The sequence below is a fragment of the Haloferax massiliensis genome, assembly GCF_001368915.1.
In the GTDB taxonomy this organism is placed as follows: domain Archaea; phylum Halobacteriota; class Halobacteria; order Halobacteriales; family Haloferacaceae; genus Haloferax; species Haloferax massiliensis.
Map to the genome: position 1 here is coordinate 50,833 of NZ_CSTE01000003.1, position 26,204 is coordinate 77,036.

Genomic DNA, 26,204 nt, shown 5'->3' on the forward strand with positions numbered 1-26,204 from the left:
GGTCTGGACCGCTGCAGTAGTATTGTGGAAAATAAAAAATTACATCGGAAACTAGATTGGAAAGTCTCCAATATATCGGCTAAATTCATCTGTTTTGGCGGTTTAAAGCGACCACAACTGAATGAAAATGCTTCACCATTGGGTATGATTGATATTTCATCCGGAATATCTGAATATGTCCGGTAGGAATCAGTTGAAAAGCAAAAAACACCGAGCTATTAGTGTTTATTTGGGGCTTTTCCCTGATTTCCTCCGTATATAGTATTGTGGTTGTTTTGGTTTTCCATCTCGGTTTGGGTTGCGGCCGTTCGAGGGCTCGCTTACGCCAACTCCGAGACGTCGAACACCGGCTTGCACGTCCCGCCCTCGATGAACGTCTCGAAGGCCTCGTCGGCTTCGAGCAGCGAAAACCGGGTGTCGACGAACGTCTCGCAGTCCACGTCGCCGTCGCGAATCAGGCGGAAAGAGCGCTCGAAGTCCTCGTACATGGAGGCGTACGAACACTGGAGGTCGATTTCGGCCCGGACGAGCGGGGAGTAGGGCATCGTGGTCTCGCCGGTCTGCCCGACGAGGACGATTTGACCGCCCTTGCGGACCTCCTCGACGGCCGTCGTGAGCCCCGAGGGGTGGCCGGTCGTGTCGAACACCACGTCGTAGCCGACGCCGCCGGTGTGGCGCTCGCGTCGCGCCTCGGTGTCGTCGTCGGCGACGTTGACCGTCTCGAACCCGAGTTCCTCGGCGAGCGGGAGCCGATACTCGGCGTCCTGTCCCACGCCGGAGACGACGACGGTCCCGCCCTGCGCGGCCGCGATTTGGGCCGTGAGGAGGCCGATTGGCCCCGGTCCCTCGACCAGTACGCGGTCGCCCGCGCCGACCCGCGAGTTCTCGATGACGGCGCGCGCGGCGATGCTCGTCGGCTCCGCGACCGCGGCGTGTCGCTGTTCCACGTCGTCGGGAATCGGGTGCAGGGCGCGTTCCGGGACGGCGATGAAGCGCTCGTACGCGCCGTCGTGGTCGACGCCGGTGATGACCGCGTCCTGGCAGACGTTCTCCTCGCCGATGCGACACTGGTAACACTCGCCGCAGCCCCGAATCGGCCGTTCGACCACGCGGTCGCCGACACCGAACTCAGTCACGCCGCCGCCGACTTCGACCACGCGCCCGGCGTACTCGTGGCCGATGACGGTCGGGAGCTCCATCCGCTCGAAGGCGGATTCGAACTCGTAGATACCCGCGTCACTCCCGCAGAGGCCGGCGTAGTCGACCTCTACGAGCACTTCTCCCGTCCCCGGCTCCGGTTTCTGTCGCTCGACGAACTCCATAGCGCCGGAGCTACGCTCCACTTTGGCAAGTCCTCGCATGAGAGCACATGTGGCACGGGTCGGTAAAAACGTATTGCATGCGGCACTCCAGTCGCGCGTTCCGCAACTATCATGTCGGCACCGTGCGGACTGGAACCCATGGTCGCATACGAGCACACGCCAGTCTCCGTCAGTGACAAGCGCGTCGTCGTCGTCGGCGGAACGAGCGGTATCGGACAGGCAATCGCCCTCGGATTCGCCAGCGAGGGCGCGGACGTCCTCGCAACCAGCCGACGCGAGTCGGCGGTCGACGAGACGGCCGACGCGATCGAGGACTTGGGGGCGAACGCGGTTCGAGAGACGTGCGACGTGACCGACCCGGCCTCGCTCGAACGCGTCCGCGAGCGCGCCGTCGAGGAGTTCGGGGGCATCGACGTGGTCGTCGCCTCGCAGGGCGCGATTTCGCGCGACTCGGTCCTCGATATCGACGACGACGCGTGGGACCACGTCACCGACATCGCGCTCGGTGGCGTCCGCCGCGTCACGCAGGCGATGGCCCCGGCCGTCGCCGACGGCGGGTCGATAATCAACATCTCCTCTCTGGCCGCGCGACTCTCGATGGCGAACCTCCCCGCCTACTCGGCGGCGAAGGGTGGCGTCGAGGCGTTCACCCGCGCGTCCGCGAAGGAACTCGCGCCCGAGATACGCGTCAACGCCATCGCGCCCGGGTTCGTCATCACGCCGCAGAACGCCGACACCTACGCCGAGGGGACCGAAAAGCGCGAGCGAATCGACGAGCGAACGCCGCTCGGTCGGGTCGCGGAGCGAGAGGAAATCGTCGGTGCGGCGGTCTTCCTCGCGAGCGACGCGTCTTCGTTCGTGACGGGCGAAGTCGTCACCGTCGACGGCGGCTTCGCGGACAGCGCGTTCTGACCGACTGTTCTCCTTTTGCGTCGCGGATTCGTCGCTCGTGACCGCGCGCGCCGCCTCTCGGGTAGTCTCCGGCCTCTCCCCGCTCCCCGGCGGGCCGTCTCCGTTTGATTCCGGTCACCGCAGGACGGTAATTCTGTAATAGGGAACGACACCGTCGAATCACACACCGCCTCGTCCGTGCCCGTTCGTCGCCGCGGTGACTCGGTAACATCGCGTCCGTTTCCCGTCGTCAGCCGTTCTGTATTACAAGCGTACTCGTGTAATTCATGCGGTCCTCTTCGACCGTAGAATGCACCAATCGCGCGATTTCTCGTTCGAATACGGCGAGACTCTGTTCTGTAATAGACAATATTCAGTTATCACTGCCTCTCGACTCGAAAGCCCCCGAATATCGACGTAGACGGTTCAAAGCGGTCGAACTGCCTTCTGTTCGAGACTCGTTTTCGTCAGTCCCTTCCTCAGTTCTCTGTGACGGTCTGATACGCCCATGTCCGAGTCGTTCGGTCGACAGTTCCCTGCATCCGACTCTGTTCTGTCTCTGAGAACATTTGTGTCGGCCTTCAGCACGGTGGTCCCGAGTGCGCGTCGACCACGATGCCCCGGCCTGCCGGCGGTCGAGCGAGACGAGGGCGGCCACTACCCGCGCTCGCCAGGGGTTCGAGACCGAACCCGCCGCCGTTTCGTGGTTCTGTGTCTCACCCCCTCGCACCCCGCTCGCGTCGGGACGTACTTTTTTAACAATCGCTGGTAATGGGGTTACTGAATGCACTACCACCAGCTAGCGGTGTCGGGAGAGCGACACCTCACGGTGAGTCGTGACTCCACGACGTACGACCTCACGAGCGCCGACCCGGACCTTCGGACGTTCGGAGACTTGGCTCGGGTGGCGAGTATCGCCCGGACTTCCATCGACCGACTCGCGGCCGAACTGACCGAGGACGCGGACGTGGTCGACGACGCGTTCGTCGACCGACACGCGACCGTCCCGGTCGACGCGGAGGAGGTTTGGGCCGCGGGCGTCACCTACCAAATCAGCGAACAGGCGCGCGAGGAGGAGAGTTCGATGCCGGACATGTACTTCGACGTGTACGACGCCGACCGGCCGGAGATCTTCTTCAAAGCGACACCGTCGCGAACGGTCGAACCGGGCGACGCCATCGGCGTCAGGGACGACTCAGAGTGGGACGTTCCCGAACCCGAACTCGGAATCGTCCTCCGCCGCGGCGAAATCGTCGGCTACACCGTCGGCAACGACGTGAGCAGTCGTTCCATCGAGGGCGAAAACCCGCTGTATCTGCCGCAGGCCAAGGTCTACGACCGCTGTTGCTCTATCGGTCCGTGCGTGGTCACGCCGGACGACGTCGACGACCCCCACGAGTTGGAGATGAGCATGACCATCGAACGCGACGGCGAGGTCGTCTACGACGACGCCACGAACACGAGCGAGATGGTCCGGAGCTGTGAGGAACTCGTGTCGTACTTCACGCGCCACAACACGGTCCCCGAACTGGCGGTCATCCTCACGGGCACGTCGCTCGTCCCGGACCACCCGTTCGACCTGCAGGCGGGCGACCGCGTCGACATCACCGTCGAGGGCATCGGCACGCTCTCGAACTCCGTCACCACCGTATGAGCCCACAGCCATCGACCTCGTCGAGGAGTTCACGCGCCGGGACTGGCGGGACGACGACGCGGCTGGCACCGACGGGGTCGCCGTGACCGGCCTCGGGTGGTGGACCCGCGACGAGGCGTCCGAGCTCTGAGAGACCGCGGTCGTCGTTAGCTCGAAGGCGAACCACGGTGCGACGGCGCATAGACCCGATTCGACGGGGGTTTCTCCAGCAGTTTTATCACCGGAGTCGCCTGAATTCCTCCCATGAAATTCGGCATCGTCGGCACGGCGGGCATCGGCGTCAAATCGGTCATCCCGGCGGTTCAGGCGAGCGAACACGCGGCGGCCGCCATCGCGTCCCGCGACGAGGCGCGGGCGAGCGCGGTCGCCGACGAACTCGGTATCCCCACCGCGTACGGGAGTTACGAGGCGCTTCTGGCCGACGACTCCCTCGACGCGGTCTACATCCCGCTTCCCAACAGCCTCCACGCCGACTGGGTCCGGGCGGCCGCCGACCGCGGCCTGCACGTCCTCTGCGAGAAGCCGCTGACCGCCAGCGCCGACGAGACGGCCGCCGTCTTCGACTACTGCGAGGACGCGGACGTCACGCTGATGGAGGGGTTCATGTACCGGTTCCACCCGCGGACCGAGCGGGCCGCGGAACTCGTCGCCTCCGAGCTCGGCGAGGTCGTCTCGGTCACGTCGAACTTCTCGTTCCGGCTCCCCGACGGGGCCGAGAACATCCGCATCGACCCCGACCTCGCCGGCGGGAGCGTCATGGACGTGGGCTGTTACGCCGTCAGCGCGGCGCGGCTCTTCCTCGGGACGCCCGACCGGGTGTACGCGACCACGACCGACACGTGCGACTGCGGCGTCGACACGCGGATGTCGGGCGTCTTGGAGTACGACGACGGCGCGACCGCCCGCGTCGAGTCGTCGTTCGACACGCCCGAGACCCAGTACTACCGCGTCCAGACCACCGACGGCTGGCTGGAGGCGAAGACCGCGTTCAACGTCGACCCGACGGCCTCGGCCGAACTCACCTACGCCACCGACGGCCGCGTCGTCACGGAGACGTTCGACCCGACCGACAGCTACCGCCGCGAGGTCGAGGCGTTCGCCCGCGCCGTCGAGACCGGCGAGACGCCGCGAATCGACCGCGAGGAGTCCGTTGCGGTCATGCGGACCATCGACGCGATTTACGAGAGCGCCGAGACCGGGGCCGCGGTCGACCTGAACTGACCGCCCGCGGTCGCTGTCCGCTTCGGCTCAGTCCAGCCGAACGTCAGAGCGGAACTCGGGCCGTCCGGTCGCCGCCACGTCGAGGCGGAACAGCGCACCCGCGTCCTCGTCCTCGTCTGCTCCGCCGTCCGGGTCGCCGCCGGCGGTCGTCACGTAGAGCGAATCGAGGTCGGCCCCGCCGAAGGCGACGCTCGTCACTTTCTCCGTCGGCACGTCGAACCGGTCGAGTTCGGTTCCGTCGGTGTCGTACTTGACCACACAGCTCCCTTCCCAGCGGGCCGACCAGATGTTGCCCGCCGAATCGACCGTCATCCCATCAGGGAGTCCCGGCGTTTCCGGCGACTCGACGAACCGCTCGCGGTCCGCGACGGCCCCCGTCTCCTCGTCGTAGGCGTACCGATAGATAGTGTGGGCCTCGGTCTCCGTGAAGTAGAACCGATCGCGGTCGCGGGTAAAGCCCATCCCGTTCGGGATGCCGACGCCGGTTTCGACCGTCGTCACCGTTCCATCGGTGTCGAGTCGGAACAGCCGTCCGCCCGCAGCATCCGAGGGCATCGTCCCGCAGAACACTCGTCCCGCGGGGTCGGCGATGACGTCGTTGAACCGGGTCGGCGAGTCGACGATTTCCGTCGCCCCTGTGAGTTCGCCACCGACGACGCGCCCGACGCGGCCGCGGTCCATGAACGCCAGGAGCGACCCGTCGCGCTGAATCGTCACGCCGGCGATGACCGACGTTTCGACGGGACAGTCGTGCGCCCCGGTTTCGGGGTCGTAGCGGTGCAACCGGCCACCTTCGATGTCCACCCAGTACAGTCGCTTCTCTTCGGGGTGCCAGACCGGCCCCTCGCCGAGTCGGCACGACGTGTCGACCACTCGCGTGACGGTCATAGGCGTTCGTTCGGAACCGACCGCAAAATACGCTTCCCTCGATTGTTGGGGGTGCCGTCGCGCCCGCCCCCGTTCAGAAGTGCGAGAGCTTGTCGCGCCGGTAGAGGTCGAGCGACAGCACCGTGTTCGGCGACCGCTGGCGGACCGCGTAGGCGATGGCGTCGGCGACCTCTATCGCCTCCGTCACCGACCCCTCCTCGAACGACTCTTCGAGCGTCTCGCCGCTCTCGGAGCCGAACTCGGTCCGGACCTCGGTCGGGTTGACGCAGGTCACGCCGACGTTCTCCTCGCCGATGGACCCCTGCAGGCTCGACGCGAACCCGCGGACCCACCACTTCGTCGCGGCGTACACCGGGTTGTGGGGTCGGGGGTGGTTCCCGGACATGCTCCCGAGGAAGACGAGGTTCCCCTCGGACTCCACGAGGTGCGGAATCGCCTCTCTCGCCGTGTAGAACATCCCGTCGACGTTGACGCCGGTCATCAGGCGGTACTCCTCGTCGGTGAGTTCGGCGACCGACTTGTCGATGCCGAGGCCGGCGTTGCAGACGACGATGTCGAGCGAGCCGAAGCGCTCGACGGTCGCGTCGACGAGCGCCCGGACCGCGTCGGAGTCGGTCACGTCCGTCGGCACGACGCTCACGGCGGCGTCCGTCGTCTCGCGAATCTCCTCTGCGAGCGATTCCAGCCGTTCGGCTCGGCGGGCGGCGAGACACACGTCCGCGCCGTCCTCGGCGAGCACGCGCGCGGTCGCCGCGCCGATTCCCGAACTCGCACCCGTGACGAGTGCTGTGCGTCCGTCGAGCGGATCGTCCATGGCGGTTGGTCGGTCGACCATACGCCGTGATTAGCTCCCTGCCGCATACGTGTTTCCCCGCGACAACGTCGCGCCGAACGCTGAGACTCGTCGAACGCCGTCTGCGGACCGCGACGCGAGCTAGAGCCCGCCTGCGAGGGGGTGTCGCGGCCGACGACAGTTCCCGCACGGGCTTCGCTCGGTTCTCGACCGCGCCCCCACGCTCGTCCGACGCAGTTCCGCCCGCAATTCTTGCGAAAGACGTTCGCTCGACCCTGTGGAGCTGTTACATAACCATCATTCATTCACAACCTATATATGCGGGTAGCTAACATGGGTATAACATGGCTGAGAACGACAGTAGCGATAAAAGTGTGAACCGTCGAAAGTATCTCACTGTCCTGTCCGCGGGTGTCGCAACCGGCATCGCTGGATGTACCGGCGGTGGCGGCTCCGAGACGGATGGAACCGAAAGCGGAAGCGAAAGTGGAAGCGGTTCTGACGGTACCTCCGACACCGAGACCGGCGGGAGCAGTTCGGGCGGCACGTGGGACTCGCAACTCGAAGTGCTCCACGGTTGGGCCGGCGGCGACGGCGAGGCGGCGGTCACCGCGCTCATCGAGGCGTTCGAGGAGGAGTATCCAGAGATGGATACGAACTTCCAAGCGGTCGGCGCGAGCGCGAACGTGAACCTCAACGCGACGATTCTCCGACGACTGGCGAACAACAACCCGATGAGTTCGTTCGCCAACTGGCCGGGGAAGAACCTCGAACGGTACTCGGGCGCGCTGATGGACCTCGAAGCCGACGTGTGGGACGCCGAAGGATTCAAAGACACCATGCAGTCCCGCGCGGTCGAACTGTGTAAGTTCAACGACAAGATGCCGGCGGTCCCGATCGGCTCCCACCGGATGAACAACCTGTTTTACAACACCGCCGTGTTCGAGGAGGCCGGCATCGACGCGTCGAGCCTCGACAGCGTCGACGCGCTCCTCGACGCGCTCGAAGCTATCGACCAGAACACGGACGTGACGCCGATGGCGCAGGCGATGGTCGCGCCGTGGACGAACCTCCAACTTTGGGCGCAGATTCTGACGAGCCAGAGCGGTGTCGAGGCGTACACGAACTTCATCGAGGGCAACCCCGACAGGGCGGCCGTCGTCGAGGCGCTCGAAGCGCTGAAGACCATCAACGAGAACTACATCACCGCCGACGCCTCGTCCATCAGCTTCACGACGGCGGGGCAGAAGGTCATCTCGGGGAACGCGGCGACCATCCATCAGGGGAACTGGGTGTACGGAATGTTCCGCGCCGACGACAGCTTCAACTACAAAGAGCAGTGGGACTGGATACCGTTCCCGGGGACGGAAGGTATCTACTTCTACCACGTCGACTCCATCGTCGCGCCGAGCAACAACCCGAGCCGCGAGGAGACCATCGCGTGGCAGAAGTTCGTCGGCACGAAGAAGGCCCAAATCGCCTTCAACAACCCCAAGGGGTCGGTCCCGCTTCGCACCGACATCGACCCGAGCGAACTGACCGACTTCCTCGCGATGACGTACGAGGACCTCACCGACTCGGAGGCGTACCCGCCGACCATCGCCCACGGTCTCGCCGTCACGCCCAAGACGATGGGCGCGTGTAAGACCGCCTTCGGCGATAACTTCATGGGGCCGTTCAAGGTCGAAGCCACCGCCGACGCGCTCGTCGAAGCGGTCTCCGAGTAACGCCTCGGTCGAAATCACAGCCCCATCATCAACAAATAACATATAGGTACATCGATGGCAACACACGATAACACGGAGCACGTCGCCGACGCGACCGACGAGGCGGTCGGGTGGGAGTCGAAGCTCCGGTATTTCCTCAACAGCGACTTCGTTCGCTCCTCGCCGTACTGGGGAATCCCGTTCGTCCTCATGAGCATCGCCGTCTACGGTGGCATCGGCTACAACTTCGCAATCTCGTTTACGGATTACGAGGGCCTCGGGACGCCCGATTACTCCACGCTCGACTTGGATATGTACGCACAGGCGCTGTCGAGCGAGGCGTTCAGGGCCGCCGCGCAGAACAACTTAGTCCTCCTCGTGGGCTTTACGACCGTCTGTCTGGTGCTCGGGCTGTTCCTCGCGGTCCTCTTGGACCACGGCATCAGGTTCTCCGAGAAGTTCCAGACGGTCTATCTCCTCCCGATGAGCCTCTCGTTCGTCGTCACCGCGCAACTGTGGCTCTGGATGTTCAACGTCGAAAGCGGCATCCTCAACCTCGTCGTGACGACTCTCGGGTTCAACCCGGTGGACTGGCTCGGGAATCCGTCGATAGCGCTCGGGGCGGTGATATTCGCCCTCATCTGGCAGTTCAGCGGGTACACGATGGTCGTCTACCTCGCGGGACTCCAGTCGATTCCCGACGACCAGTTCGAGGCGGCCCGCGTCGACGGCGCGAGCATGATTCGGACCTACCTCCGCATCATCGTCCCGCAACTCAAGGAGGCGTCCGTCAGCGCGGCCGTCGTGCTGATGGTGTTCGCGCTGAAGGCGTTTACCTTCCTGTACGCGCTCGTCGGCCGGTACCGCCCGCCGAACGGGACGGACATCCTGGCGACGCTCATGGTCCGCCGGGCGTTCAAGTTCGGTGAGTGGGCCTACTCGGCCGCCATCGCGACCATGCTTCTCATCATGGCGCTCGGCGTCATCGGACCGTACCTCTACTACCAGTACAAACAGGGGAGCCTCTGACCATGTCACAGCCGTCATCCACAGGCAGCTTCGACGTCGCATCGCTCGTCGAGGACGTGAACCTGCGGCGCGTCGCTCAGTACGCGCTCGTCGTGTTCTTCCTCGGATTCTTCCTCGTCCCGCTGGAGACGGGAATCATGACCGCCATCAAGACGAACGAGTCGGTCGCTCGCTCGCTTCCCTTCGCGCCGCCCGTCGGCGAGGGCTTCACCCTCGGGAACGTCCAGTTCGCCCTCGAACAGCTCTCGGGGTCGTTCTTCAACTCGCTCATCATGTCGATTCCGGCGACCATCGGGAGCGTCCTGTTCGGGAGTATGGCCGCCTACGGCCTGACGATGGTCAACTGGCGGGCGCAGATGGGCATGCTGATGCTGTTCGTCATCGGCGTCTTCGTCCCGTATCAGGCCGTGTTGGTCCCGCTCGCGCGCTTCTGGAACAACATCTTCCCGCTCGCACGGATGATAGAGCCGATGGTGGCGTCGATACCCTTCTTCCAGGGGTACCACGCCGACCTCGTGCCGCTCGTCATCACCCACATCGCTTACGGGATTCCCATCTGTACGATACTGTTCCGGTCGTACTACCAGAGCCTCCCGAACTCGCTCGTCGAGGCCGGGAAGATCGACGGCGCGAGCATCACGAAGATTTACCGGCGCGTCATCCTGCCCATCTCGAAGCCGATGTTCGGCGTCGTGTTCATCTACCAGTTCACGCAGATTTACAACGAGTTCCTCTTCGCGTTCACGCTGGTCACCGGGTCCGACGCGCCCGCGGCACCGGTCACGCTGGTGCTGCCCGCAATCGGGGCGTCGACCTCCGGCATCGACTTCGGTATCAGGATGTCCGCGGCGTTCCTCGCGGCGGTTCCGACGCTCATCCTGTACGTCGCGTTCGCCGAACAGTTCGCCAAGGGACTTCGGACGGAGGCCTAACCTATGGGAGAGATTCAACTCACCGACCTGACGAAGCGCTTCGGCGACACCGTCGCCGTCGACGACCTCTCGCTCGACATCGACGACGAGGAGTTCCTCGTTCTCGTCGGTCCCTCGGGGTGCGGCAAGTCGACGACGCTCCGGATGCTCGCCGGCTTGGAGACCCCGACCAGCGGCGACATCTACATCGGCGGGGACCACATGAACTACCGCGTCCCGCAGAACCGCGACATCGCGATGGTGTTCCAGGACTACGCGCTGTACCCGCACATGACCGTCCGGCAGAACATCCGGTTCGGGCTGGAAGAAGAGGAAGGGTACACGTCTGCGGAGCGCGACGAGCGCGTCGTCGAGGTCGCCGAGACGCTCGGCATCTCGGACCTGCTCGACCGGAAACCCGACGAACTCTCCGGCGGCCAGCAACAGCGTGTCGCCCTCGGTCGCGCCATCGTGCGTGACCCGGAGGTGTTCCTGATGGACGAGCCGCTGTCCAACTTGGACGCCAAACTGCGCGCGGAGATGCGCACCGAACTCCAGAACCTACAGGACCAACTCGCGGTCACGACCGTCTACGTCACCCACAACCAGACCGAGGCGATGACGATGGCCGACCGCATCGCCGTCATGGACGACGGCGAACTCCAACAGGTGGCCTCTCCCTTCGAGTGCTACCACCGCCCGAACAACCTGTTCGTCGCGGAGTTCATCGGCGAGCCGATGATAAACCTCGTCCGCGGGACGCGCTCGGAGACGACGTTCGTCGGCGAGCACTTCTCGTACCCGCTCGACGAAGACGTGATGGAGTCCGTCGGCGCCCGCGAGGACCTCGTCTTGGGGATTCGCCCCGAAGACATCGCGGTCGTTGACGCGACGACCGACGACACCGCCGACGACACCGCCGACGACACCGCGCTCGGCGACCACGAACTCCGGATGGACGTGACCGTCGTGGAACCCCACGGCGACCAGAACGTCCTCCACCTCTCGCACCCGGACCAACCCTCCGCCGACGACGCCCTGCAGGCGGTCACGGAGGGGATGCACCTCGTCACGCGGGGCGACCGCGTCACGGTGACGATTCCGCCGGACAAGATTCACGTGTTCGACGCGGAGACCGGAACCGCGGTGCACAACCGCCGCTACGACCAGGAAGCCGACCGCACGCAACTCGAACAGTAGCCATGGCACGATTAACACTCGACGACGTGACGAAGGTGTACACTGACGACGGCGGCGGCGACATCGTCGCCGTCGAAGACCTCTCGCTCGACATCGACGACGGGGAGTTCCTCGTGCTCGTCGGTCCCTCGGGGTGCGGGAAGTCGACGACGCTCCGGATGATGGCGGGCCTCGAAACCGTCACCGAGGGCGAGCTCAGACTCGAAGAGCGCGTCCTCAACGACGTGTCCGCGCAGGACCGGGACATCGCGATGGTGTTCCAGTCGTACGCGCTGTACCCGCACAAGAGCGTCCGCGGGAACATGTCGTTCGGTCTCGAAGAGTCGACCGACCTCCCTGACGACGAGATACGTCAGCGGGTCGAAGAGACGACCGATATGCTCGGCATCTCGGACCTGCTCGACCGCAAGCCCGGACAGCTTTCGGGCGGCCAGCAACAGCGGGTCGCGCTGGGGCGGGCCATCGTCCGTGACCCGGAAGTGTTCCTGATGGACGAGCCGCTGTCCAACTTGGACGCCAAACTCCGGGCGGAGATGCGGACCGAACTCCAGCGCCTGCAAGGGGAACTCGGTGTCACGACCGTCTACGTCACCCACGACCAGACCGAGGCGATGACGATGGGCGACCGCGTCGCCGTCCTCGACGACGGCGAACTCCAGCAGGTCGGCACGCCGCTGGACTGCTACCACCGCCCGAACAACCTGTTCGTCGCGGGCTTCATCGGCGAACCGTCGATGAACTTCTTCGACGGGTCACTGGAAGGCGACACCTTCGGCGGCGACGGCTTCGACTACCCGCTTTCGGGCGCGACCAGAGACCAACTCGGCGACGTGAGCTCCCTCACACTCGGTATCCGGCCCGAGGACGTCGCGGTCGGAGACCAGCGGTCGAGCGGCCGAACGTTCGACGCCGAGGTCGTCGTCGTCGAGCCGCAGGGGAACGAGAACACCGTCCACCTGCGGTTCGTCGGCGGGGGCGAGGGGACCCAGTTCACCGCCACCACGACCGGCAAGTCGAGAGTCGAAGCGGGCGACCGCACGACCGTCTCGTTCCCCGAAGACGCGGTTCACCTGTTCGACGGGGAGACCGGCGACGCGCTGAAGAACCGAGAGCTCCCGTCGAACCGCGCCATCGGCGCGTTCGTCTCGGACTGACCGGTCACCGCTTTCTGCGCTTTCTGTTTCTCGTCCGCGGTTCGCGCGCCGTTCTCAGCCGTCGAGCTATCCGCGTCGGCGTAGCGACTGTCTCCGCGAATCGCGTCGCTCCGGTATCGAACTCCAGCGAGTGAAAAGGCGGCCGCGACGGCGCGCCGCGAGCCGAGAGACGCTCACTTCTCTCGTCCGCGGTGGTGCGTCCGGGTTATGGGTGTTGCATGTCAGGTTGATGCGGCCGCCGTGGGACAGTCTCGTCCTCGGTGTCGGCTTACTCCTCGTCGAAGAGAGTCTCCCCTTCGACCATGTGTTCTCCGACGGCGTCGAGGTCGAGCGTCAGCCCGAGACCGGGCTTCTCGGGAATCTCCATCCGACCGTTCTGAATCAGGTCGTCCTCCTCGACGAGGTCCTCCCACCAGCCGAGCTGGTAGGAGTGGTATTCGAGGGCAAGCGAGTTCGGGATGGCCGCAGCGACTTGTGCAGACGCCATCGTCCCGATGGGCGACGAGACGTTGTGCATCGCCACGGGGATGTAGTACATGTCCGCGAGGTCGGCTATCTTCCGCGTCTCGCGCATGCCGCCGACGCGGGGCAGGTCGGGCGCGATGATGTCCACCGCCTGCGGTTCGAGCAGCGTCCGCTGGCCGAACTTCCGGTAGACGTTCTCGCCGACCGCGATGGGCGTCGTCGTGGACTGCGTCACGAGCTTCTGTACGTCGTGGTTCTCCGGCGGGACGGGGTCTTCGAGCCACCACACGTCGTAGTCTTCCAGCTCGGCGGCGAGGCGCTTTGCGCTCCCGCCCGTAAAGGACCAGTGGCAGTCGAACGCCACGTCCGCGCGGTCGCCGACGGCTTCGGTGACGGCTTCGACGATTTCGACCTTGTGGTCGATTTCGGGGTTGCGGAGGTGGCGGTTCGCGCGGTCCTTCTCGTGGCCCGAGGGCACGTCGAGGTCGAACTTGATGGCGTCGTAGCCGAGCTCCTCGACCACGCGGACGCCCTCCTCGGCGCAGGCCTGCGGGTTGGCCTCGTCTTCGGTGTGGAGGTCGCAGTAGACGCGCACCTCGTCGCGGTACTTCCCGCCGACGAGCTGATAGGCGGGCACGTCGAGGAGCTTTCCGGCGACGTCGTGGAGCGCGATTTCGATGCCCGAGATGGCGGAGATGACCTTGCCCGAGACGGAGCCCTCGCCGGACATCTTCTGGACGAGATGCTCGTACAGGCGGTCGATGTCGAGGGGGTTCTCGCCGACGAGGAACGGCTTCATCCGCTCGATGATGGCGGTGTCGCCGCCGCCCCAGTAGGCCTCGCCGGTACCGACGACGCCCGCGTCGGTGTAGACGCGGACGAGAATCCACGGGTAGTTCCCGTCGACCATCGTCGTCTGTACGTCCGTGATTTCGGCGTCGCGGACGCCACCTCGCGGATTCGTGATGTCCATCGTCTCCGCGGACAGGTCGCGCATCGTGTACTCCGCGTTCGGGTCGCTAAGCTTCGCTTGCTCAACCATTGCGCACGTATATCTCGAAAGCCACTACAAAAGTGTGTGGGTCGGTAGTCCGTCGCTCACCCCGACGCGCGCTCCCGAACTCGCCCCGTCGTCGACAGCCAACAAATAGTGACAGCTTCGCAAGAGTTGTATGTCGGAAGACAGAACGTGTACCCGATGACGGACCCTAGTAAAAACTACGTCAACGGTGAGTGGGTGACCTCGGAGACCGGCGAGACGACCGAGGTGACGAACCCCGCGAACCCGAGCGAAGTGGTCGCGGCGTATCAGCACTCGAACGAGAACGACGCCGCGGCGGCCGTCGACGCCGCCGTCGCGGCGGAAGACGAGTGGCGAAACACGCCCGGCCCCGAGCGCGGGCGCATCCTCCGCGAGGCGGGGACGCTCCTCGCCCAGCGGAAGGACGAACTGACGGAGATTCTCATCGCCGAGGAGGGGAAGGCGCGGCCCGAAGCGGCGGGCGAGGTACAGCGCGCCATCGACATCTTCCACTACTTCTCGTCGAAGGCCGCCGACCTCGGCGGCACGAAGAAGGGTGCGAGCGGGCCGAACACGAACCTCTACACGCGACAGGAGCCGGTGGGTGTCGCGGCGCTCATCACGCCGTGGAACTACCCGATTGCGATTCCGGCGTGGAAGCTCGCCCCGGCGCTCGCCGCCGGCAACACCGTCGTCCTCAAGCCCGCCTCCATCGCGCCCGGCGTCGTCATCGAAATCGCCCGCGCGCTCGACGAGGCCGGCCTCCCGGACGGCGTCCTCAACGTCGTCACCGGCCCCGGAAGCTCGGTCGGCACCGAGTTCATCACCAACGAGGGCACGGACCTCGTCTCCTTCACCGGGAGCAGTCAGGTCGGCGAGATGGTCTACGAGCAGGCCACCGACGCCGGCAAGCGCGTCCAGACCGAACTCGGCGGGAAGAACCCGACGCTCGTCGCCGACTCGGCTGACCCCGCCGAGGCAGCCGATATCGTCGCCAACGGCGGGTTCGGAACCACCGGCCAGTCGTGTACGGCCTGTTCCCGCGCCATCGTTCACGAGGACGTGTACGACGACTTCGTCGCCGAGCTCGTCGACCGCGCGGAATCGCTCGACGTCGGTCCCGGCACCGACCACGAGATGGGCCCGCAGGTCAGCGAGTCCGAACTCTCCTCGACGCTCGAATACATCGACATCGCCGAGGGCGAGGGCGCGACGCTCGCCGCTGGCGGCGGCGTCCCCGAGGGTGAGGAGGTCGAGACGGGCCACTTCGTGGAGCCGACGGTGTTCACCGACGTCGACCCCGACATGCGCATCGCGCAGGAAGAGGTCTTCGGCCCGGTCATCGCCGTCATCGAAGTGAGCGACTTCGACGAAGGGCTGGAAGTCGCAAACGACGTCGAGTACGGCCTCTCGGCGAGCGTCGTCACCGACGACCACACCGAGGCGAACCGCTTCGTCGACGAGGCAGAAGCCGGCGTGGTGAAGGTCAACGACAAGACGACCGGTCTCGAACTCCACGTTCCCTTCGGCGGGTTCAAGCGCTCTTCCTCCGAGACGTGGCGCGAACAGGGCGACGCCGGCCTCGACTTCTACACCATCGAGAAGACCGTCTACGACAACTACTGAGCTTCACCGGTCATCGAACCGGCCCCGCACCCGCCGTTTTCTCGGTTTTTCTTCTCTTCGGTGCTCGTCTCTCAAGGCACCTCTTTCTCTCTCGCTTGTTTCGTCCCACCCTGCCAGCACCACCTCAATACCGGCCTTCTGCCCGTCGCCAGCCGATTCTCTATGGCAGAACGCTCCTTCTCCGAATTCGGGGCTTGAATTACACGCATAGCTGTGTAATAGAGGGCGCGGTTCACTAGCAAGAACTATGCTAACACGGTTATCCGTTGAAAATTCCGGTTGCTCGCGTCTCGTTCCGAGATAGCGAACGCGGGGTTCAGTAGTTGATGTTGAGCTCGACGACGTTGGCCGCGCTCAGGACGCGTTCGGGGAGCGACCCGTGGAGGTCTTCGTCGCTGACTCGGCTGGCCGGGGCCGAGACGCTGATGGCCCCGAGGACTTCACCGGCCGAGGATTTGATAGGTGCCGCGAGACAGCGCAGCCCTTCGAGGCGCTCGCCGTCGTCGATGGCGTACCCCCGCTCGCGGACCCCTTCGAGCACCTGAAACAGTTCTTCCCGCGTGCCGATGCTCTTCGGCGTCTTCCGTTCGAGACCGTGACGCTCGATTATCTCGTCGACCCTCGACTCCGGGAGGTTCGCGAGAATCGCCTTCCCGAGGGCCGTCGTGTGCAGGTGCGTCCGCAGGCCCGCGTAGGTGTCGAGGTCGACGGCGTCGTCGCCTTTCGCCCGCATCAGGTAGACGCCCATCCCCTGTTCTTCGACGAGGAGGTTGGCGAGTTCGCCCGTGTCGGCGGCGAGCGATTTGACCTCTGGCTCGGCGACCTGATACACTTCCATCGACTTCCGACTGTGGCCGCCGACTTCGAGAAACTTCAAGCCGACGCGGTAGTCGTCGCCGTCCTTCAGGACGTAGCCGTGCTTCTGGAGTGTCGTCAGGTGGTTGTGGACCGCGCTCTTTCCCATGTCGAGGTCGCTGGCCAACTCCGTGACCCCGCACGGTCCCTTCTCCATCAACTCCTCGACGAGTGCGAGGGTCTTCTCAGTGGTTCGCACCGGATGCTTGGCGTCCATGATTATTCGTTATCGAGTACCCGATTAAATGTTCTGGTCGCGAGAACGAGATGCCGTGAGCGTAGAATGTCGCTCGATGCGAGGTCGGGTTCGTCACTCGCGGCCGATGTCGGCCTCCGCTTCGTGAACCCCATCTCGAAGGGCTGGTCGGCCGCCTCCCGGTATCCGCAGTCGCTCCGAGAACTCCAGCAGAGGCCCTACCACCTGTCCAGTGACCGTCTCCCCCGACCTTCGACTGCTGTTCCCGTACTACACAATTCAGTATGCGGCGAATCTTCGGTTCTGTTCCTCGACGTGACCGGACTCCGTCCGTAACTCGACAGGTCCTCGCCGAAACGGTACTGAATGTCTGCCCCCGTCTCTCGGTTACTTTCGGAAAAGATCCGAGAAAATCTGGTTCTCAGATAACTTTTGTGTAACCATTTCGATACATTCGCACTGCCGACGAAGTAGTTCCCGAGGACTGCCGATTCACCTTTCTACGCAACCAGATGTGTGTCCACTGGACACTATCTTCCGGGCCTCTCTGTCCCCACCGGCCAGTTTCACGCTCCACATCTCGATGTTCCGCGACGGAGACTAAAGGGGCGAGACCGCGCAACGGGGCTCGGCGGCGGGTGCGAACCGCCGTCGACGACGACGCGCCGGAACCCCGCCGGGTCAGTCGTCCACCGTACCCGCCTGCTTCGCGTCGCTCGCTCGCTCGCCCGCGACTTCGGCGAGGGCGTTCGTCACCGTCCCGTGTTCGGAGGCGTGCGGACGACCGGGGGAGTCGTCGTAGCCGTAGTCGAAGATGCGGTTCCGGTTGAGACTGAGCTTCGTGAACTCCGGTCGGAGCACGTCGAACAGGTCGAACCGCGCTTGGAGTTCGGGGAACTGCGCCTGATAGTCCAGAACCGCGCGTCGCGCGTGCGTCCAGAACTCCCGCTCGGCGTAGTCTTCGTGTTCTTCGAGCACGTCGGCGACGTACCGGAGGACGCAGACGAACAGCCCGGAGAAGATGAACTGACAGAGCCCCTCCGGCGGCTCCTCTCGGAGCACGTCGTGCACCTCGTCGGGAAGCGATTCCAACTCCGGGAGCGACTGGTCGCTCACGTTCACGTCGTCCGCGAAGTCCTTGACCGCGAGTCGGGTGGGAACGCCGTCTTCGACGACGAGGATGGTGTTTTGGCCGTGCGGGGAGAACACCGTTCCGTAGCGGTAGAGGAAGTGCAACAGCGGCGGCAGGACGGTGTCGAAGAACTCGCTCAGCCACTCGTCGAGGGTGAGCCCTGACTGTTCGACCAGCCGCGAGACGAAGGGTTCGCCCGCGCCGTCGACGTGCATCAGCGACGAGAGCGTAATCGCCCGCTCGTCGTCTTCGAGGAACGTGTAGATGGATTCCCGCCAGACCGCGCCCAGCAGTTCGTGGTACTGGTACGGCGAGCCGTCGATGTCGGTGAAGTCCGCGTGGTCGTAGTTGAGACCCGCAATCTCGCCGGGGAGAATCAACCCCCGTTCCTGCAGGAAGTCGTCTCGGTCGTAGATGCCCTTGATGTACTCGGTGACCGTCGGCGCGAGTTCGGTCCGCTCGCCGGGAAGCCCCCGCCAGACCAGCGTGTTGAGGATTCGCATCGGCACCTTCACGTGGTGTTTCTCGGCGTCGTCGACGTTGACGAAGGTCCGGACCGACTGTTGCGGGAGGTACTCGTCCGGCCCGTCACCGAGCGGGACGATGTCGCCGGCCGCGATGTGGTCGGGAAACAGCGGAACGACGCTGTGTTCCCACTGCCAGTCGTGGACCGGCATGAAGAAGTAGGCGTCCGGGTCGTACCCCTTCGCGTCGAGCCGGTCGCGGAACTGGTCGTAGTGGTCGCCGAGTTCGCCGCGGACGAGCGAGTCGTGGTCGACCTCCTCGGTCCCGACGAACGTCGCGTGTTCCTTGCGGACTGCCGCCCACGAGAGCGTCACCGGTTCTTTGCGTTCGGGCGCGTACTGCTTGTAATCGTCGTACCCCCAGCCGAGTCGCCCCTTGTTGTACGTAATCCACGGGTGGCCCTCCATCTCGCCTTCGAGACGGGCGTAATCGAGTTCCGTCGGGTCGAAGCCCTCTCGGTCCCGCTTCCGCGACTCGATGTGGGCGTCCGCGAGCAGCGTCCGCTTGTACTCGCGGACGAGATTTCCCTCGGTGAGGCCGTCGAGGTCGGTCGTCTCGCCGAGGTCGCGCAGTAGTCGAAGCGGGTCGCCGAGCGGTTTCCACGGTCCGTCGGTCCGGCGCTCGACCGTGTCTCCGTAGACGTGGAGACTGTCCATCAGGCGGTCGGCGGCCTCGAACCGATAGCTCGTCTCGCCGAGGTCGAACCGGTAGACGTGGCGGTCGTCGCCGGCGTCGACCGTCCGCGGCTCGATTATCTCCTCGTAGGCGAACTCTTCGAGCATCTTCGTCAGGAGGCGGCGTTCGACCGTCTCCCAGACCTCCGGGTCCAGTGCGTCCTGCAGCGTGGTGTCGTTCGGATTCATCGGTATCGTTAGTCGTCCTGCGTCGGCGTGGGTGGTGTCTCGCTTCCGCCCGCGCGGGTAGCGTTCGGTGCGTGTTCGAGGAACTGCGCCACCGAGAAGTCCTGAAAGACCGTGTCGCCGTCGTCGGGGTAGACCTCGCGGCCGACGAGTCGGTTGACGAACTTCGCGTTCCGGTAGCACCCGAGGCCGAGGTCCGGAACCCCGACGCCGTGGGTGTGGACCTCGGCGTTCTGGAGGAACACGTCACCCGGCACGTCGACCGCGAGCCGGTGGTCTTCGGTCACCTCGAACCGGTCCTTTTCGTCCCACTCGATGGCGTCTTCCATCGGTTCGAGGAACTCGGGAATCGGTCGTTCGTAGCCCGTGCCGAGAATCACGACCTCGCTCTCGTGGACGAACGACTCCTCGGCCTGCCACTGGTGACAGTCGAGGGCGTACGCGTCGCCGACGGCCTCGATATCCCGGACCTCGGTCATCGCAAAGAGACCGACGTCGGGGTCGCGGTCACCGATGGAGCGCCGGTAGAGCAGGTCGTATACCTCGGCGCTCGTCTCCGGGTCGATTCCCTTGTACAGCAGGTCCTGATTCGGGATGAGGTCGTCTTTCACCGCCTGCGGGAGGTCGTAGACGTACCGCTCGTACTCGGGCGTGAAGTGCTGGAGGCCGAGCTTCGAGTACTCCATGGGGAAAAAGCCGTCAGACCGAGTCAGCCAATCCAGCCGGTAGCCGTGTTCTGGCTGGCGCTCCAAGAGGTCCCGAAACACCTCGGCCGCGCTCTGTCCGGACCCGACGACGGTGACCGTGTCCGCGTCCACGACGCGCTCGCGGTTGTGCCGATACCGCGCCGTGTGGTGGACGTCTTCGCTCGGGTGTCCGCGGAGGTGCTCGGGGACGTTCGGCCGAGAGCCGATTCCGAGCGCGAGGTTGTCGGCGCGGTACTCGAAGCGGTCGCCGGTCTCCGGGTTCCGCGCGGTGACCGCGTAGTTCCCCTCGCGTTCGTCCCAGCGCACTTCGGTGACCTCGCGGCTGAACCGGCAGGCGTCGAGTCGGTCGACCACCCATCGGAGATAGTCGTTGTACTCTCGTCGGGGAATCTGGAACGTCTCGTAGAAGTAGAACTCGTAGATGCGGCCGGTCTCCCGCAGGTAGTTGAGGTAGCTGTGGGGACTCGTCGGGTCGGCCAGCGTCACGAGGTCCGCGAGGAACGGGACTTCCAGCGTCGTCCCCTCGATGAGCATCCCCTCGTGCCAGGCGAACTCGGCGTCTCGTTCGAGGAACGCCGCGTCCACGTCCTCGGGCGCGCCGTCGAGCAGGGCGGCCAGTCCGAGGTTGAACGGGCCGAGACCGATTCCGACCACGTCGTGGACGTGCGACTCGCTCATCGGCTCACCTCCGCCTCCGCGTCCTCGGCCACCGCGTCGAAGAACCGGTCGCGCTCGCAGTGCATCAACAGCGCCTCCTTGTCGGGCAGGTCGATACGTCTCTGTGCCTCGTAGCCGCACCGCTCGAAGACGTGGATGACCCGCTCGTTTCGCACGTCCGGTTCGCTGACGACGCGGGCCGCGTCGGTCGAGCGGAACTGAAACGCCGTCATCGCCCGCAAGAGCGGTATCGAGTAGCCGTGGCCGAGATACTCCGGCGGCCCGATGAGCAGGTGGACGCCGCGGTCCTCGGGGGCGGCGTCGTAGCGCGACGCGACGACGTCGTCGGCCGCGCGGTACGCCTCCCAGTAGCTCATCGGCGTGTGGTCGAGCAGTCCGACGTACGGGGTGAGATGGTCGTCGGCCAGCTTCTCGTCGAGCCGCTCTCGAAACGCCGGCTCGGGGAGGTCGAGTTGCCAGTACGGCTTGACGTGGTCGGAGCCGAGCCACGCGTGAAGCCGGTCGAAGTCCAGCGCCGGGTCGACTTCCGCGAAGGCGATGGTCCGGTCGATGGTCTCCTCGCGGACGCGGTAGGCGTACTCGCGGCCCGCGTCGTCCGTCGCCGGGCTTGCGGCGGTGTTTGCCGACGCGTCGGTCACGGCGTTGGCACCTCCAGTTCCGTGACGAGCGGGTTGTCGATGTCGGCGTACACCGACTGGTTCGCCAGCAACCCCTCCAGTTCGTCCATGTCGTGGAACCGCGTGAGCAGGTTCGCCTTGCAGGGAATCGTCGCTCTCGTGAGGAGGTCGTCGAGCAGCGACGACGACGGCCGGTCGTACCGGCGAAGCGATTCGAGCTCCTCGCGGAGGACGCCCAAGAGGCGTCGCTCGTCGACCAGTCCGGCCGTGCCGAAGGCGTTGACGAGGCCGAAGGCGTTGTTGATGATGACGTAGTACCGGACGCGCTCGTCGGCGACGGCGTCCGGACAGACGGTGTCGGCGCGCTCGCCGATACCGGGCAGGAGCGCGTCCACCTCGTCGTACATCGACTCGGGGAGGTAGTAGCCCTGGTTGTCGCGGTAGCGGAACGTCTCCGGATAGCCGCCGTCGAGCGTTAGGACGCTGTTTTGCTGGTGGGCCTCGACGCCCAGTCCGCGTTCGAGATACAGCCACAGCACCGGCCGAACCGACAGTTCGAGGTACTGGCGGAACCAGTCTTCCGCCACCTCGTCTGTCGGCCGTCCCTCGTGGTCGGCGATGCCCTCCACGAGCGTCGCCAGCCGCGACGACCCGTCGCCGAGGTGGTCCTGACAGAGGCCGACCACGGGCGTCGCGTTCGTCGCCGCGTTGCCGCGGAAGGGGTTCTCGCGGAGGACGGTCTCGAAGCCGGACTCGCCGTCGCCGAGGTCGACCGTCAGGTACGCCGGGTCGCGGACGACGTCGAACGCCGGGAACCGGGATTCCATCTCATCGCCGAGTTCGGTGTCCAGCAGTTCGGTGACGGCGACCCCGCGCTCCAGTTCGGGGCGTTTGTTCGTCCGCTCGGAGTTGGTGATTTTGACGTTCAGCGACGCCTTGACCATGAACGGCGAGTCGGGGGCGTACAGGGTCCGCACCGACGAGGTCGGGTAGAACTCCCGGCCGACTTGGCCGACGTGTTCGAGGCCGTCGCCGAGGTGCGCCCGCACCTCGGGTTGTGCGCGGAGGTAGTCCGCCTGCCACGGGTGGACGGGAAGCAACACCCTGTCCGAATCGACGTGTTCAGAGACGAACGACTCGGGGACCAAGTCGTCCGCGCGGAGGGCCGACGCGACCCACTCGGCCGCCGAGTCGTCGCGGGCGGACTCCTGCACGACGAGTCCGGGGTCAGCGCTGAAGTACGAAAGCGAAAACGACCCGCGGAGTTCCGGCGCGTAGGTCCGCGACTCGTGGTCGGGGATGCCCTGTCTGCTCTTGGGCGTCGGGTGCAGCGGGTGGCCGAAGACGAGCGACTGCTCGGCGTCGCGGAAGGAGGTGTCGAAGCCGTACAGTCGCTCCTCGTCGCCGCGGCGGGCCTCGACGAACCGCTCGATGTTCTGACAGCTCTTGACGACTCGGAGGAGGAGTTCGTCGGCCGCGCCGGCGGCGTCGCGCCCGAGTCTGAGTTCGGACGTGACGAGGGTCACGAGCACCGTGTAGTCGAGGGGGAACGTCTCGCCGTCGGGGAGTCGGTAGACGCCGGGCAGGTCGAACAGGTGGCGGTCCGTCGGCGAGCGGTACGAGAGCGGGACGTAGAGGTCAACGCCCTGCCGGGAAAGCGGCGCGTGGACGACTTCTTCGGCGTCCGTCTCGACCGGCGCGTCCCCGGCTGGGACGACGGCGTAGTCGCCGGTTTCCCGCAGGTAGCAGTTCAGGAAGCTGTGTATCGTCGCTGACTCGGCTGTGTCGTTCGGATTCATGCGTGTCGGTCGTCGGTCGTCGTTTCGAGTTCGGTTCCGCGAGTCGAAATCTCGCGCAGGAGGTCTCGGAGGTCCTCGCGCGTCGTTCGGGGGTTCAGGAGCGTCAGCTTCAGGCACGTCTCGCCGTCGACGGTGGTCCGGGCCACCACGGCCTCGCCGTCGTCGAGGAGCGAGTCGCGGATGGCCTCGTTCAGGTCGTCGGCGCTCGGGCCGTCGGCCGGGTCACCGCCGTCTCGTCCGTGGTCGGGGACGTACCGGAAGACGACGACGTTCAGGTCGGAGTCGTGGACGAGTCGGAGGCCGGGGTCGGCCTCGACGAGCCTCGCGGCGTCGTCGGCGAGGTCGACGGTGTACTCGACCATCGACGCCAGCCCCTCGCGGCCGAGCGCCTGCATCGTCACGAAGGGTTTGAGCGCGTCGAACCGCCGGGTCGTCTGGACCGACTTCGAGACGAGGTTCGGCACGCCCGCGTCGTCGTCGCGCTCGGGGTTCAGGTAGGCCGCGTTGCGGTCGATGAGGTCGTACGCCGACTCGTCGCGGACGAGGACCGCGCCGCAGCTAATCGGTTGGTAGAACAGCTTGTGGAAGTCGACCGCGACGGAGTCGGCGGCCTCGATGCCGGCGAGTTTGTCGGCGTGGTCGTCGCTCAGAGCGAGCGCGCCGCCCCACGCCGCGTCGACGTGGTACCAGCAGTCGAGTTCGGCCGCGCGCTCGGCCAGCGGGCCTAACGGGTCGATACTGCCGAAGTCGGTCGTCCCGGCTGTCGCGACGATTGCGAACGGTCGTTTCCCGCGCTCGCGGAGGTCCGCCACCGCCTCGTCGAACGCTTCCATCGACAGGCGGCGGTCGTCGTCGGTCGGGACGGTGACGACGGCGTTCTCACCGAGGCCGAGGTGCGAGGCCGCCTGCGTGGCGGTGAAGTGGGCGTCGGCCGAACAGAGGATTCGCAGGTCCCGCGCCTCCGGCGGGAGGCCTGCCTGTTGTACATCGACGCCGCACTCCTCCAGGACGACCCTGTTGCGCGCGAGGAGCAGGCCGACGAAGTTCGACTGCGTGCCGCCGCTCGTGAACACGCCGTCGCCGTCCTCGTAGCCGAACAGGTCGCACAACTCGTCGACGAATCGCCGTTCGAGCTGCGTCGCGGCGGGGCTCTGGTCCCACGAGTCCATCGACTGGTTCGTCGCGGTCAAAAGCACCTCGGCCGCGAGCGCCGGAATCGTCGGCGGACACTGGAGGTGCGCGACGCAGGCCGGGTCCGAGACGCCGACCGAGTTCCGCAGAATCGGTTCGGTGCGGTCGAGCGCCGCGGCCACGCCGTCGCCCTCGTGGGGCAACATCTCGAACCGGGCGAGCGCGTCGTCGAGTTCCTCGGGCGTCGCCCCCGAGTACGGCGTCGCCTCGTCGGCGAACTCGTCGAGGACGAGGTCGCGCGCCCGGCGAATCGCGTCCCGGTAGCGCGCCCGGTCGTCGTCGTCGCCGCTCAGGAACCACTTCGCGGCGTCCGGTCGCGGGTCGCGGCGCTCGCCGACGCCGTCGACGCCGCCGACGCCGTTCATGCGGCGACCTCCCGGCGGCCGTCGGCGTTGACCTCCTCGATTGCGGCCTCCACGGCGTCGGCGAAGATGCTCCCGATGGCGTCCACGTCGCTCGGGGTGACGACGAGCGGCGGGAGGAACCGGACGACGCTCCCGTGGCGGCCGCCGAGTTCGACGATGAGCCCGCGGTCGAAACACGCCGCGCGGACGGCGTCGGCGAGGTCCGGATGCGCCGGGAAGCGCCCGCAGGCGTCGGGCTCGCCCGCGGGGTCGACGAGTTCGACGCCGAGCATCAGCCCGCGGCCGCGAACGTCGCCGACGGCGTCGTGAGCGCGTTTCGTCGCGTCGAGGTGGCCGCGGAGTCGGTCGCCCATGCGCGCGGCGTGGTCGTCGAGGTCGTGTTCGAGCACGTGTTCGATGGTGGCGATGCCGGCGGCCATCGCCAGTTGGTTGCCCCGGAAGGTCCCGGCGTGCGCGCCCGGCTCCCAGACGTCGAGCGACTCGTCGTAGACGACGACCGAAAGCGGGAGCGACCCGCCGATGGCCTTCGAGAGCGTGACCGCGTCGGGGACGATGTCGGCGTGTTCGAAGGCGTACAGTTCGCCGGTCCGGCCGAGGCCGGTCTGAATCTCGTCCACGACCAGCGGGATGTCGCGCTCGCGGGTCATCCGCCGAATCTCGCGGGTCCAGTCGTCGGGCGCGGGAATCGCGCCGCCCTCGCCCTGCACGAGTTCGACCACCATCCCCGCGGGCTCGGTGATGCCGCTTTCGGGGTCGTCGAGGGTGCGTTCGACGTACCGCGCGGCGAGTTCGTGGCACTCGTCGCCGCCGACGCCGAACGGACACCGGTACTCGTACGGATACGGGAGGTGGTGTACGTCGGGCATCAGTCCCGGCACGTCCTCCTTCGGGTCGGTGTCGCCCATCAGGCTCAGCGCCCCGTTGGTCATCCCGTGGTAGCCGCCCTGAAACCCGAGGACGCTCCGGTTGCCCGTCGCCGTCTTGACGAGCTTGAGCGCGGCCTCGACGGCGTCGGTCCCGGCGGGGCTACAGAACTGCACCCGCGCGTTGTCGGCGAACTCGTCGGGGAGGCTGTCGAACAGCGTGTCGACGAACTGCTCTTTGACGGGCGTCGTGATATCGAGGGTGTGGAGCGGCCGGTCCTCCGCGAGGACGCGCTCCATCGCCTCGACCACTCTCGGGTGGTTGTGGCCGAGCGCGAGCGTGCCGGCCCCCGCGAGACAGTCGTAGTACTCCTCGCCGTCCATGTCGGTGACGGTGACGCCCGAGGCCTCCCGTATCGCGTGCGGGAGGTGTCGGGGGTAGGTCCGCGCGCTCGACTCGCGAGCGGCCTGCTGTTCGAGCAACGCCTCGTTGCCGGCCGTCGGGCCGGTCATCGCGCATTCCTCCGCCGGTTCG

20 protein-coding genes are annotated in these 26,204 nt (G+C 65.9%); 9 read left to right on the forward strand and 11 right to left on the reverse strand.

The features are described from left to right. Positions 1-320 precede the first annotated feature (320 nt). Complete coding sequence (locus tag BN996_RS13865) at positions 321-1,361, reverse strand: zinc-dependent alcohol dehydrogenase (RefSeq protein ID WP_089780041.1); 1,041 nt, start codon at positions 1,359-1,361, stop codon at positions 321-323. A 99-nt stretch (positions 1,362-1,460) separates the two neighbouring features. Between BN996_RS13865 and BN996_RS13870 the strand changes: the two genes are divergently transcribed. From BN996_RS13870 to BN996_RS13880, 3 genes are all read left to right on the forward strand, one after another. Beyond that, positions 1,461-2,234, forward strand: coding sequence for an SDR family NAD(P)-dependent oxidoreductase (locus BN996_RS13870; RefSeq protein WP_089780043.1), 774 nt, complete (start codon positions 1,461-1,463; stop codon positions 2,232-2,234). Positions 2,235-2,997: 763 nt separating this feature from the next. Beyond that, positions 2,998-3,867, forward strand: coding sequence for a fumarylacetoacetate hydrolase family protein (locus BN996_RS13875; protein WP_089780045.1), 870 nt, complete (start codon positions 2,998-3,000; stop codon positions 3,865-3,867). A 243-nt stretch (positions 3,868-4,110) separates the two neighbouring features. Further along, positions 4,111-5,088 (forward strand): D-xylose 1-dehydrogenase, encoded by a 978-nt coding sequence (locus BN996_RS13880; protein WP_089780047.1) that lies wholly within the window; start codon positions 4,111-4,113, stop codon positions 5,086-5,088. Positions 5,089-5,115: 27 nt separating this feature from the next. Here the strand turns inward: BN996_RS13880 and xacC are convergent, their stop codons facing one another. Both xacC and BN996_RS13890 read right to left on the reverse strand, forming a co-directional pair. Then, positions 5,116-5,976 (reverse strand): pentonolactonase XacC, encoded by an 861-nt coding sequence (gene xacC / locus BN996_RS13885; protein WP_089780049.1) that lies wholly within the window; start codon positions 5,974-5,976, stop codon positions 5,116-5,118. Positions 5,977-6,049: 73 nt separating this feature from the next. Next, positions 6,050-6,790, reverse strand: coding sequence for an SDR family oxidoreductase (locus BN996_RS13890; RefSeq protein ID WP_042665766.1), 741 nt, complete (start codon positions 6,788-6,790; stop codon positions 6,050-6,052). Between the two features lie 323 nt (positions 6,791-7,113). Here BN996_RS13890 and BN996_RS13895 point away from each other — a divergent pair, with 323 nt between their 5' ends. Genes BN996_RS13895 through xacK form a run of 5 tightly spaced genes read left to right on the forward strand, consistent with a single transcriptional unit; the run spans position 7,114 to position 12,769 of the window. Continuing rightward, entirely contained in the window at positions 7,114-8,496 is a 1,383-nt protein-coding gene (locus BN996_RS13895; RefSeq protein WP_226908750.1) for an ABC transporter substrate-binding protein, read from the forward strand. A 54-nt stretch (positions 8,497-8,550) separates the two neighbouring features. Beyond that, positions 8,551-9,504, forward strand: coding sequence for a xylose/arabinose ABC transporter permease XacH (gene xacH, locus BN996_RS13900; RefSeq protein WP_042665761.1), 954 nt, complete (start codon positions 8,551-8,553; stop codon positions 9,502-9,504). A gap of 2 nt (positions 9,505-9,506) precedes the next feature. Then, complete coding sequence (gene xacI / locus BN996_RS13905) at positions 9,507-10,436, forward strand: xylose/arabinose ABC transporter permease XacI (protein ID WP_042665763.1); 930 nt, start codon at positions 9,507-9,509, stop codon at positions 10,434-10,436. A gap of 3 nt (positions 10,437-10,439) precedes the next feature. Further along, positions 10,440-11,615 (forward strand): ABC transporter ATP-binding protein, encoded by a 1,176-nt coding sequence (locus BN996_RS13910; protein ID WP_089780051.1) that lies wholly within the window; start codon positions 10,440-10,442, stop codon positions 11,613-11,615. 2 nt (positions 11,616-11,617) lie between these two features. Further along, the gene (xacK, locus tag BN996_RS13915) at positions 11,618-12,769 is read left to right on the forward strand and encodes a xylose/arabinose ABC transporter ATP-binding protein XacK (protein WP_089780053.1); all 1,152 of its coding nucleotides are present in this window, start codon (positions 11,618-11,620) and stop codon (positions 12,767-12,769) included. Positions 12,770-13,037: 268 nt separating this feature from the next. Here xacK and BN996_RS13920 read toward each other — a convergent pair whose 3' ends face one another. Then, positions 13,038-14,276 carry a xylonate dehydratase gene (locus tag BN996_RS13920; protein WP_007274193.1) on the reverse strand — a complete coding sequence of 413 codons (1,239 nt, stop codon included), beginning with the start codon at positions 14,274-14,276 and terminating at the stop codon, positions 13,038-13,040. A 156-nt stretch (positions 14,277-14,432) separates the two neighbouring features. On the opposite strand from BN996_RS13920, the gene xacF reads away from it, so the two are divergent. Continuing rightward, the gene (xacF, locus tag BN996_RS13925) at positions 14,433-15,881 is read left to right on the forward strand and encodes a 2,5-dioxovalerate dehydrogenase (protein WP_089780054.1); all 1,449 of its coding nucleotides are present in this window, start codon (positions 14,433-14,435) and stop codon (positions 15,879-15,881) included. Positions 15,882-16,197: 316 nt separating this feature from the next. Here the strand turns inward: xacF and xacR are convergent, their stop codons facing one another. The 7 genes from xacR to BN996_RS13960 form a co-directional block, all read right to left on the reverse strand. Beyond that, entirely contained in the window at positions 16,198-16,953 is a 756-nt protein-coding gene (gene xacR / locus BN996_RS13930) for an HTH-type transcriptional regulator XacR (protein ID WP_089780056.1), read from the reverse strand. A gap of 660 nt (positions 16,954-17,613) precedes the next feature. Next, on the reverse strand, positions 17,614-19,452 hold the full coding sequence (locus BN996_RS13935; RefSeq protein ID WP_089780058.1) for an IucA/IucC family protein: 1,839 nt from the start codon (positions 19,450-19,452) through the stop codon (positions 17,614-17,616). An 8-nt stretch (positions 19,453-19,460) separates the two neighbouring features. Beyond that, positions 19,461-20,834 carry a lysine N(6)-hydroxylase/L-ornithine N(5)-oxygenase family protein gene (locus BN996_RS13940; protein ID WP_089780060.1) on the reverse strand — a complete coding sequence of 458 codons (1,374 nt, stop codon included), beginning with the start codon at positions 20,832-20,834 and terminating at the stop codon, positions 19,461-19,463. Further along, positions 20,831-21,472: a GNAT family N-acetyltransferase gene (locus BN996_RS13945; RefSeq protein WP_089780061.1), complete on the reverse strand. Its 642-nt coding sequence runs from the start codon at positions 21,470-21,472 to the stop codon at positions 20,831-20,833. The genes BN996_RS13940 and BN996_RS13945 overlap by 4 nt, the downstream gene beginning before the upstream one ends. Next, positions 21,469-23,250, reverse strand: coding sequence for an IucA/IucC family protein (locus BN996_RS13950; RefSeq protein ID WP_089780063.1), 1,782 nt, complete (start codon positions 23,248-23,250; stop codon positions 21,469-21,471). The genes BN996_RS13945 and BN996_RS13950 overlap by 4 nt, the downstream gene beginning before the upstream one ends. Beyond that, on the reverse strand, positions 23,247-24,806 hold the full coding sequence (locus tag BN996_RS13955; protein ID WP_089780065.1) for a pyridoxal phosphate-dependent decarboxylase family protein: 1,560 nt from the start codon (positions 24,804-24,806) through the stop codon (positions 23,247-23,249). The genes BN996_RS13950 and BN996_RS13955 overlap by 4 nt, the downstream gene beginning before the upstream one ends. Then, complete coding sequence (locus BN996_RS13960) at positions 24,803-26,182, reverse strand: diaminobutyrate--2-oxoglutarate transaminase (protein WP_089780067.1); 1,380 nt, start codon at positions 26,180-26,182, stop codon at positions 24,803-24,805. Before BN996_RS13960 ends, BN996_RS13955 begins: the two co-directional genes overlap by 4 nt. Positions 26,183-26,204 lie beyond the last annotated feature (22 nt).

Coding starts and splice junctions, on each gene's coding strand:
- BN996_RS13865 (WP_089780041.1), bottom strand. CDS start 1,361: ATGCGAGGACTTGCCAAAGTGGAGCGTAGCTCCGGCGCTATGGAGTTC.
- BN996_RS13870 (WP_089780043.1), top strand. CDS start 1,461: ATGGTCGCATACGAGCACACGCCAGTCTCCGTCAGTGACAAGCGCGTC.
- BN996_RS13875 (WP_089780045.1), top strand. CDS start 2,998: ATGCACTACCACCAGCTAGCGGTGTCGGGAGAGCGACACCTCACGGTG.
- BN996_RS13880 (WP_089780047.1), top strand. CDS start 4,111: ATGAAATTCGGCATCGTCGGCACGGCGGGCATCGGCGTCAAATCGGTC.
- xacC (WP_089780049.1), bottom strand. CDS start 5,976: ATGACCGTCACGCGAGTGGTCGACACGTCGTGCCGACTCGGCGAGGGG.
- BN996_RS13890 (WP_042665766.1), bottom strand. CDS start 6,790: ATGGACGATCCGCTCGACGGACGCACAGCACTCGTCACGGGTGCGAGT.
- BN996_RS13895 (WP_226908750.1), top strand. CDS start 7,114: ATGGCTGAGAACGACAGTAGCGATAAAAGTGTGAACCGTCGAAAGTAT.
- xacH (WP_042665761.1), top strand. CDS start 8,551: ATGGCAACACACGATAACACGGAGCACGTCGCCGACGCGACCGACGAG.
- xacI (WP_042665763.1), top strand. CDS start 9,507: ATGTCACAGCCGTCATCCACAGGCAGCTTCGACGTCGCATCGCTCGTC.
- BN996_RS13910 (WP_089780051.1), top strand. CDS start 10,440: ATGGGAGAGATTCAACTCACCGACCTGACGAAGCGCTTCGGCGACACC.
- xacK (WP_089780053.1), top strand. CDS start 11,618: ATGGCACGATTAACACTCGACGACGTGACGAAGGTGTACACTGACGAC.
- BN996_RS13920 (WP_007274193.1), bottom strand. CDS start 14,276: ATGGTTGAGCAAGCGAAGCTTAGCGACCCGAACGCGGAGTACACGATG.
- xacF (WP_089780054.1), top strand. CDS start 14,433: ATGACGGACCCTAGTAAAAACTACGTCAACGGTGAGTGGGTGACCTCG.
- xacR (WP_089780056.1), bottom strand. CDS start 16,953: ATGGACGCCAAGCATCCGGTGCGAACCACTGAGAAGACCCTCGCACTC.
- BN996_RS13935 (WP_089780058.1), bottom strand. CDS start 19,452: ATGAATCCGAACGACACCACGCTGCAGGACGCACTGGACCCGGAGGTC.
- BN996_RS13940 (WP_089780060.1), bottom strand. CDS start 20,834: ATGAGCGAGTCGCACGTCCACGACGTGGTCGGAATCGGTCTCGGCCCG.
- BN996_RS13950 (WP_089780063.1), bottom strand. CDS start 23,250: ATGAATCCGAACGACACAGCCGAGTCAGCGACGATACACAGCTTCCTG.
- BN996_RS13955 (WP_089780065.1), bottom strand. CDS start 24,806: ATGAACGGCGTCGGCGGCGTCGACGGCGTCGGCGAGCGCCGCGACCCG.
- BN996_RS13960 (WP_089780067.1), bottom strand. CDS start 26,182: ATGACCGGCCCGACGGCCGGCAACGAGGCGTTGCTCGAACAGCAGGCC.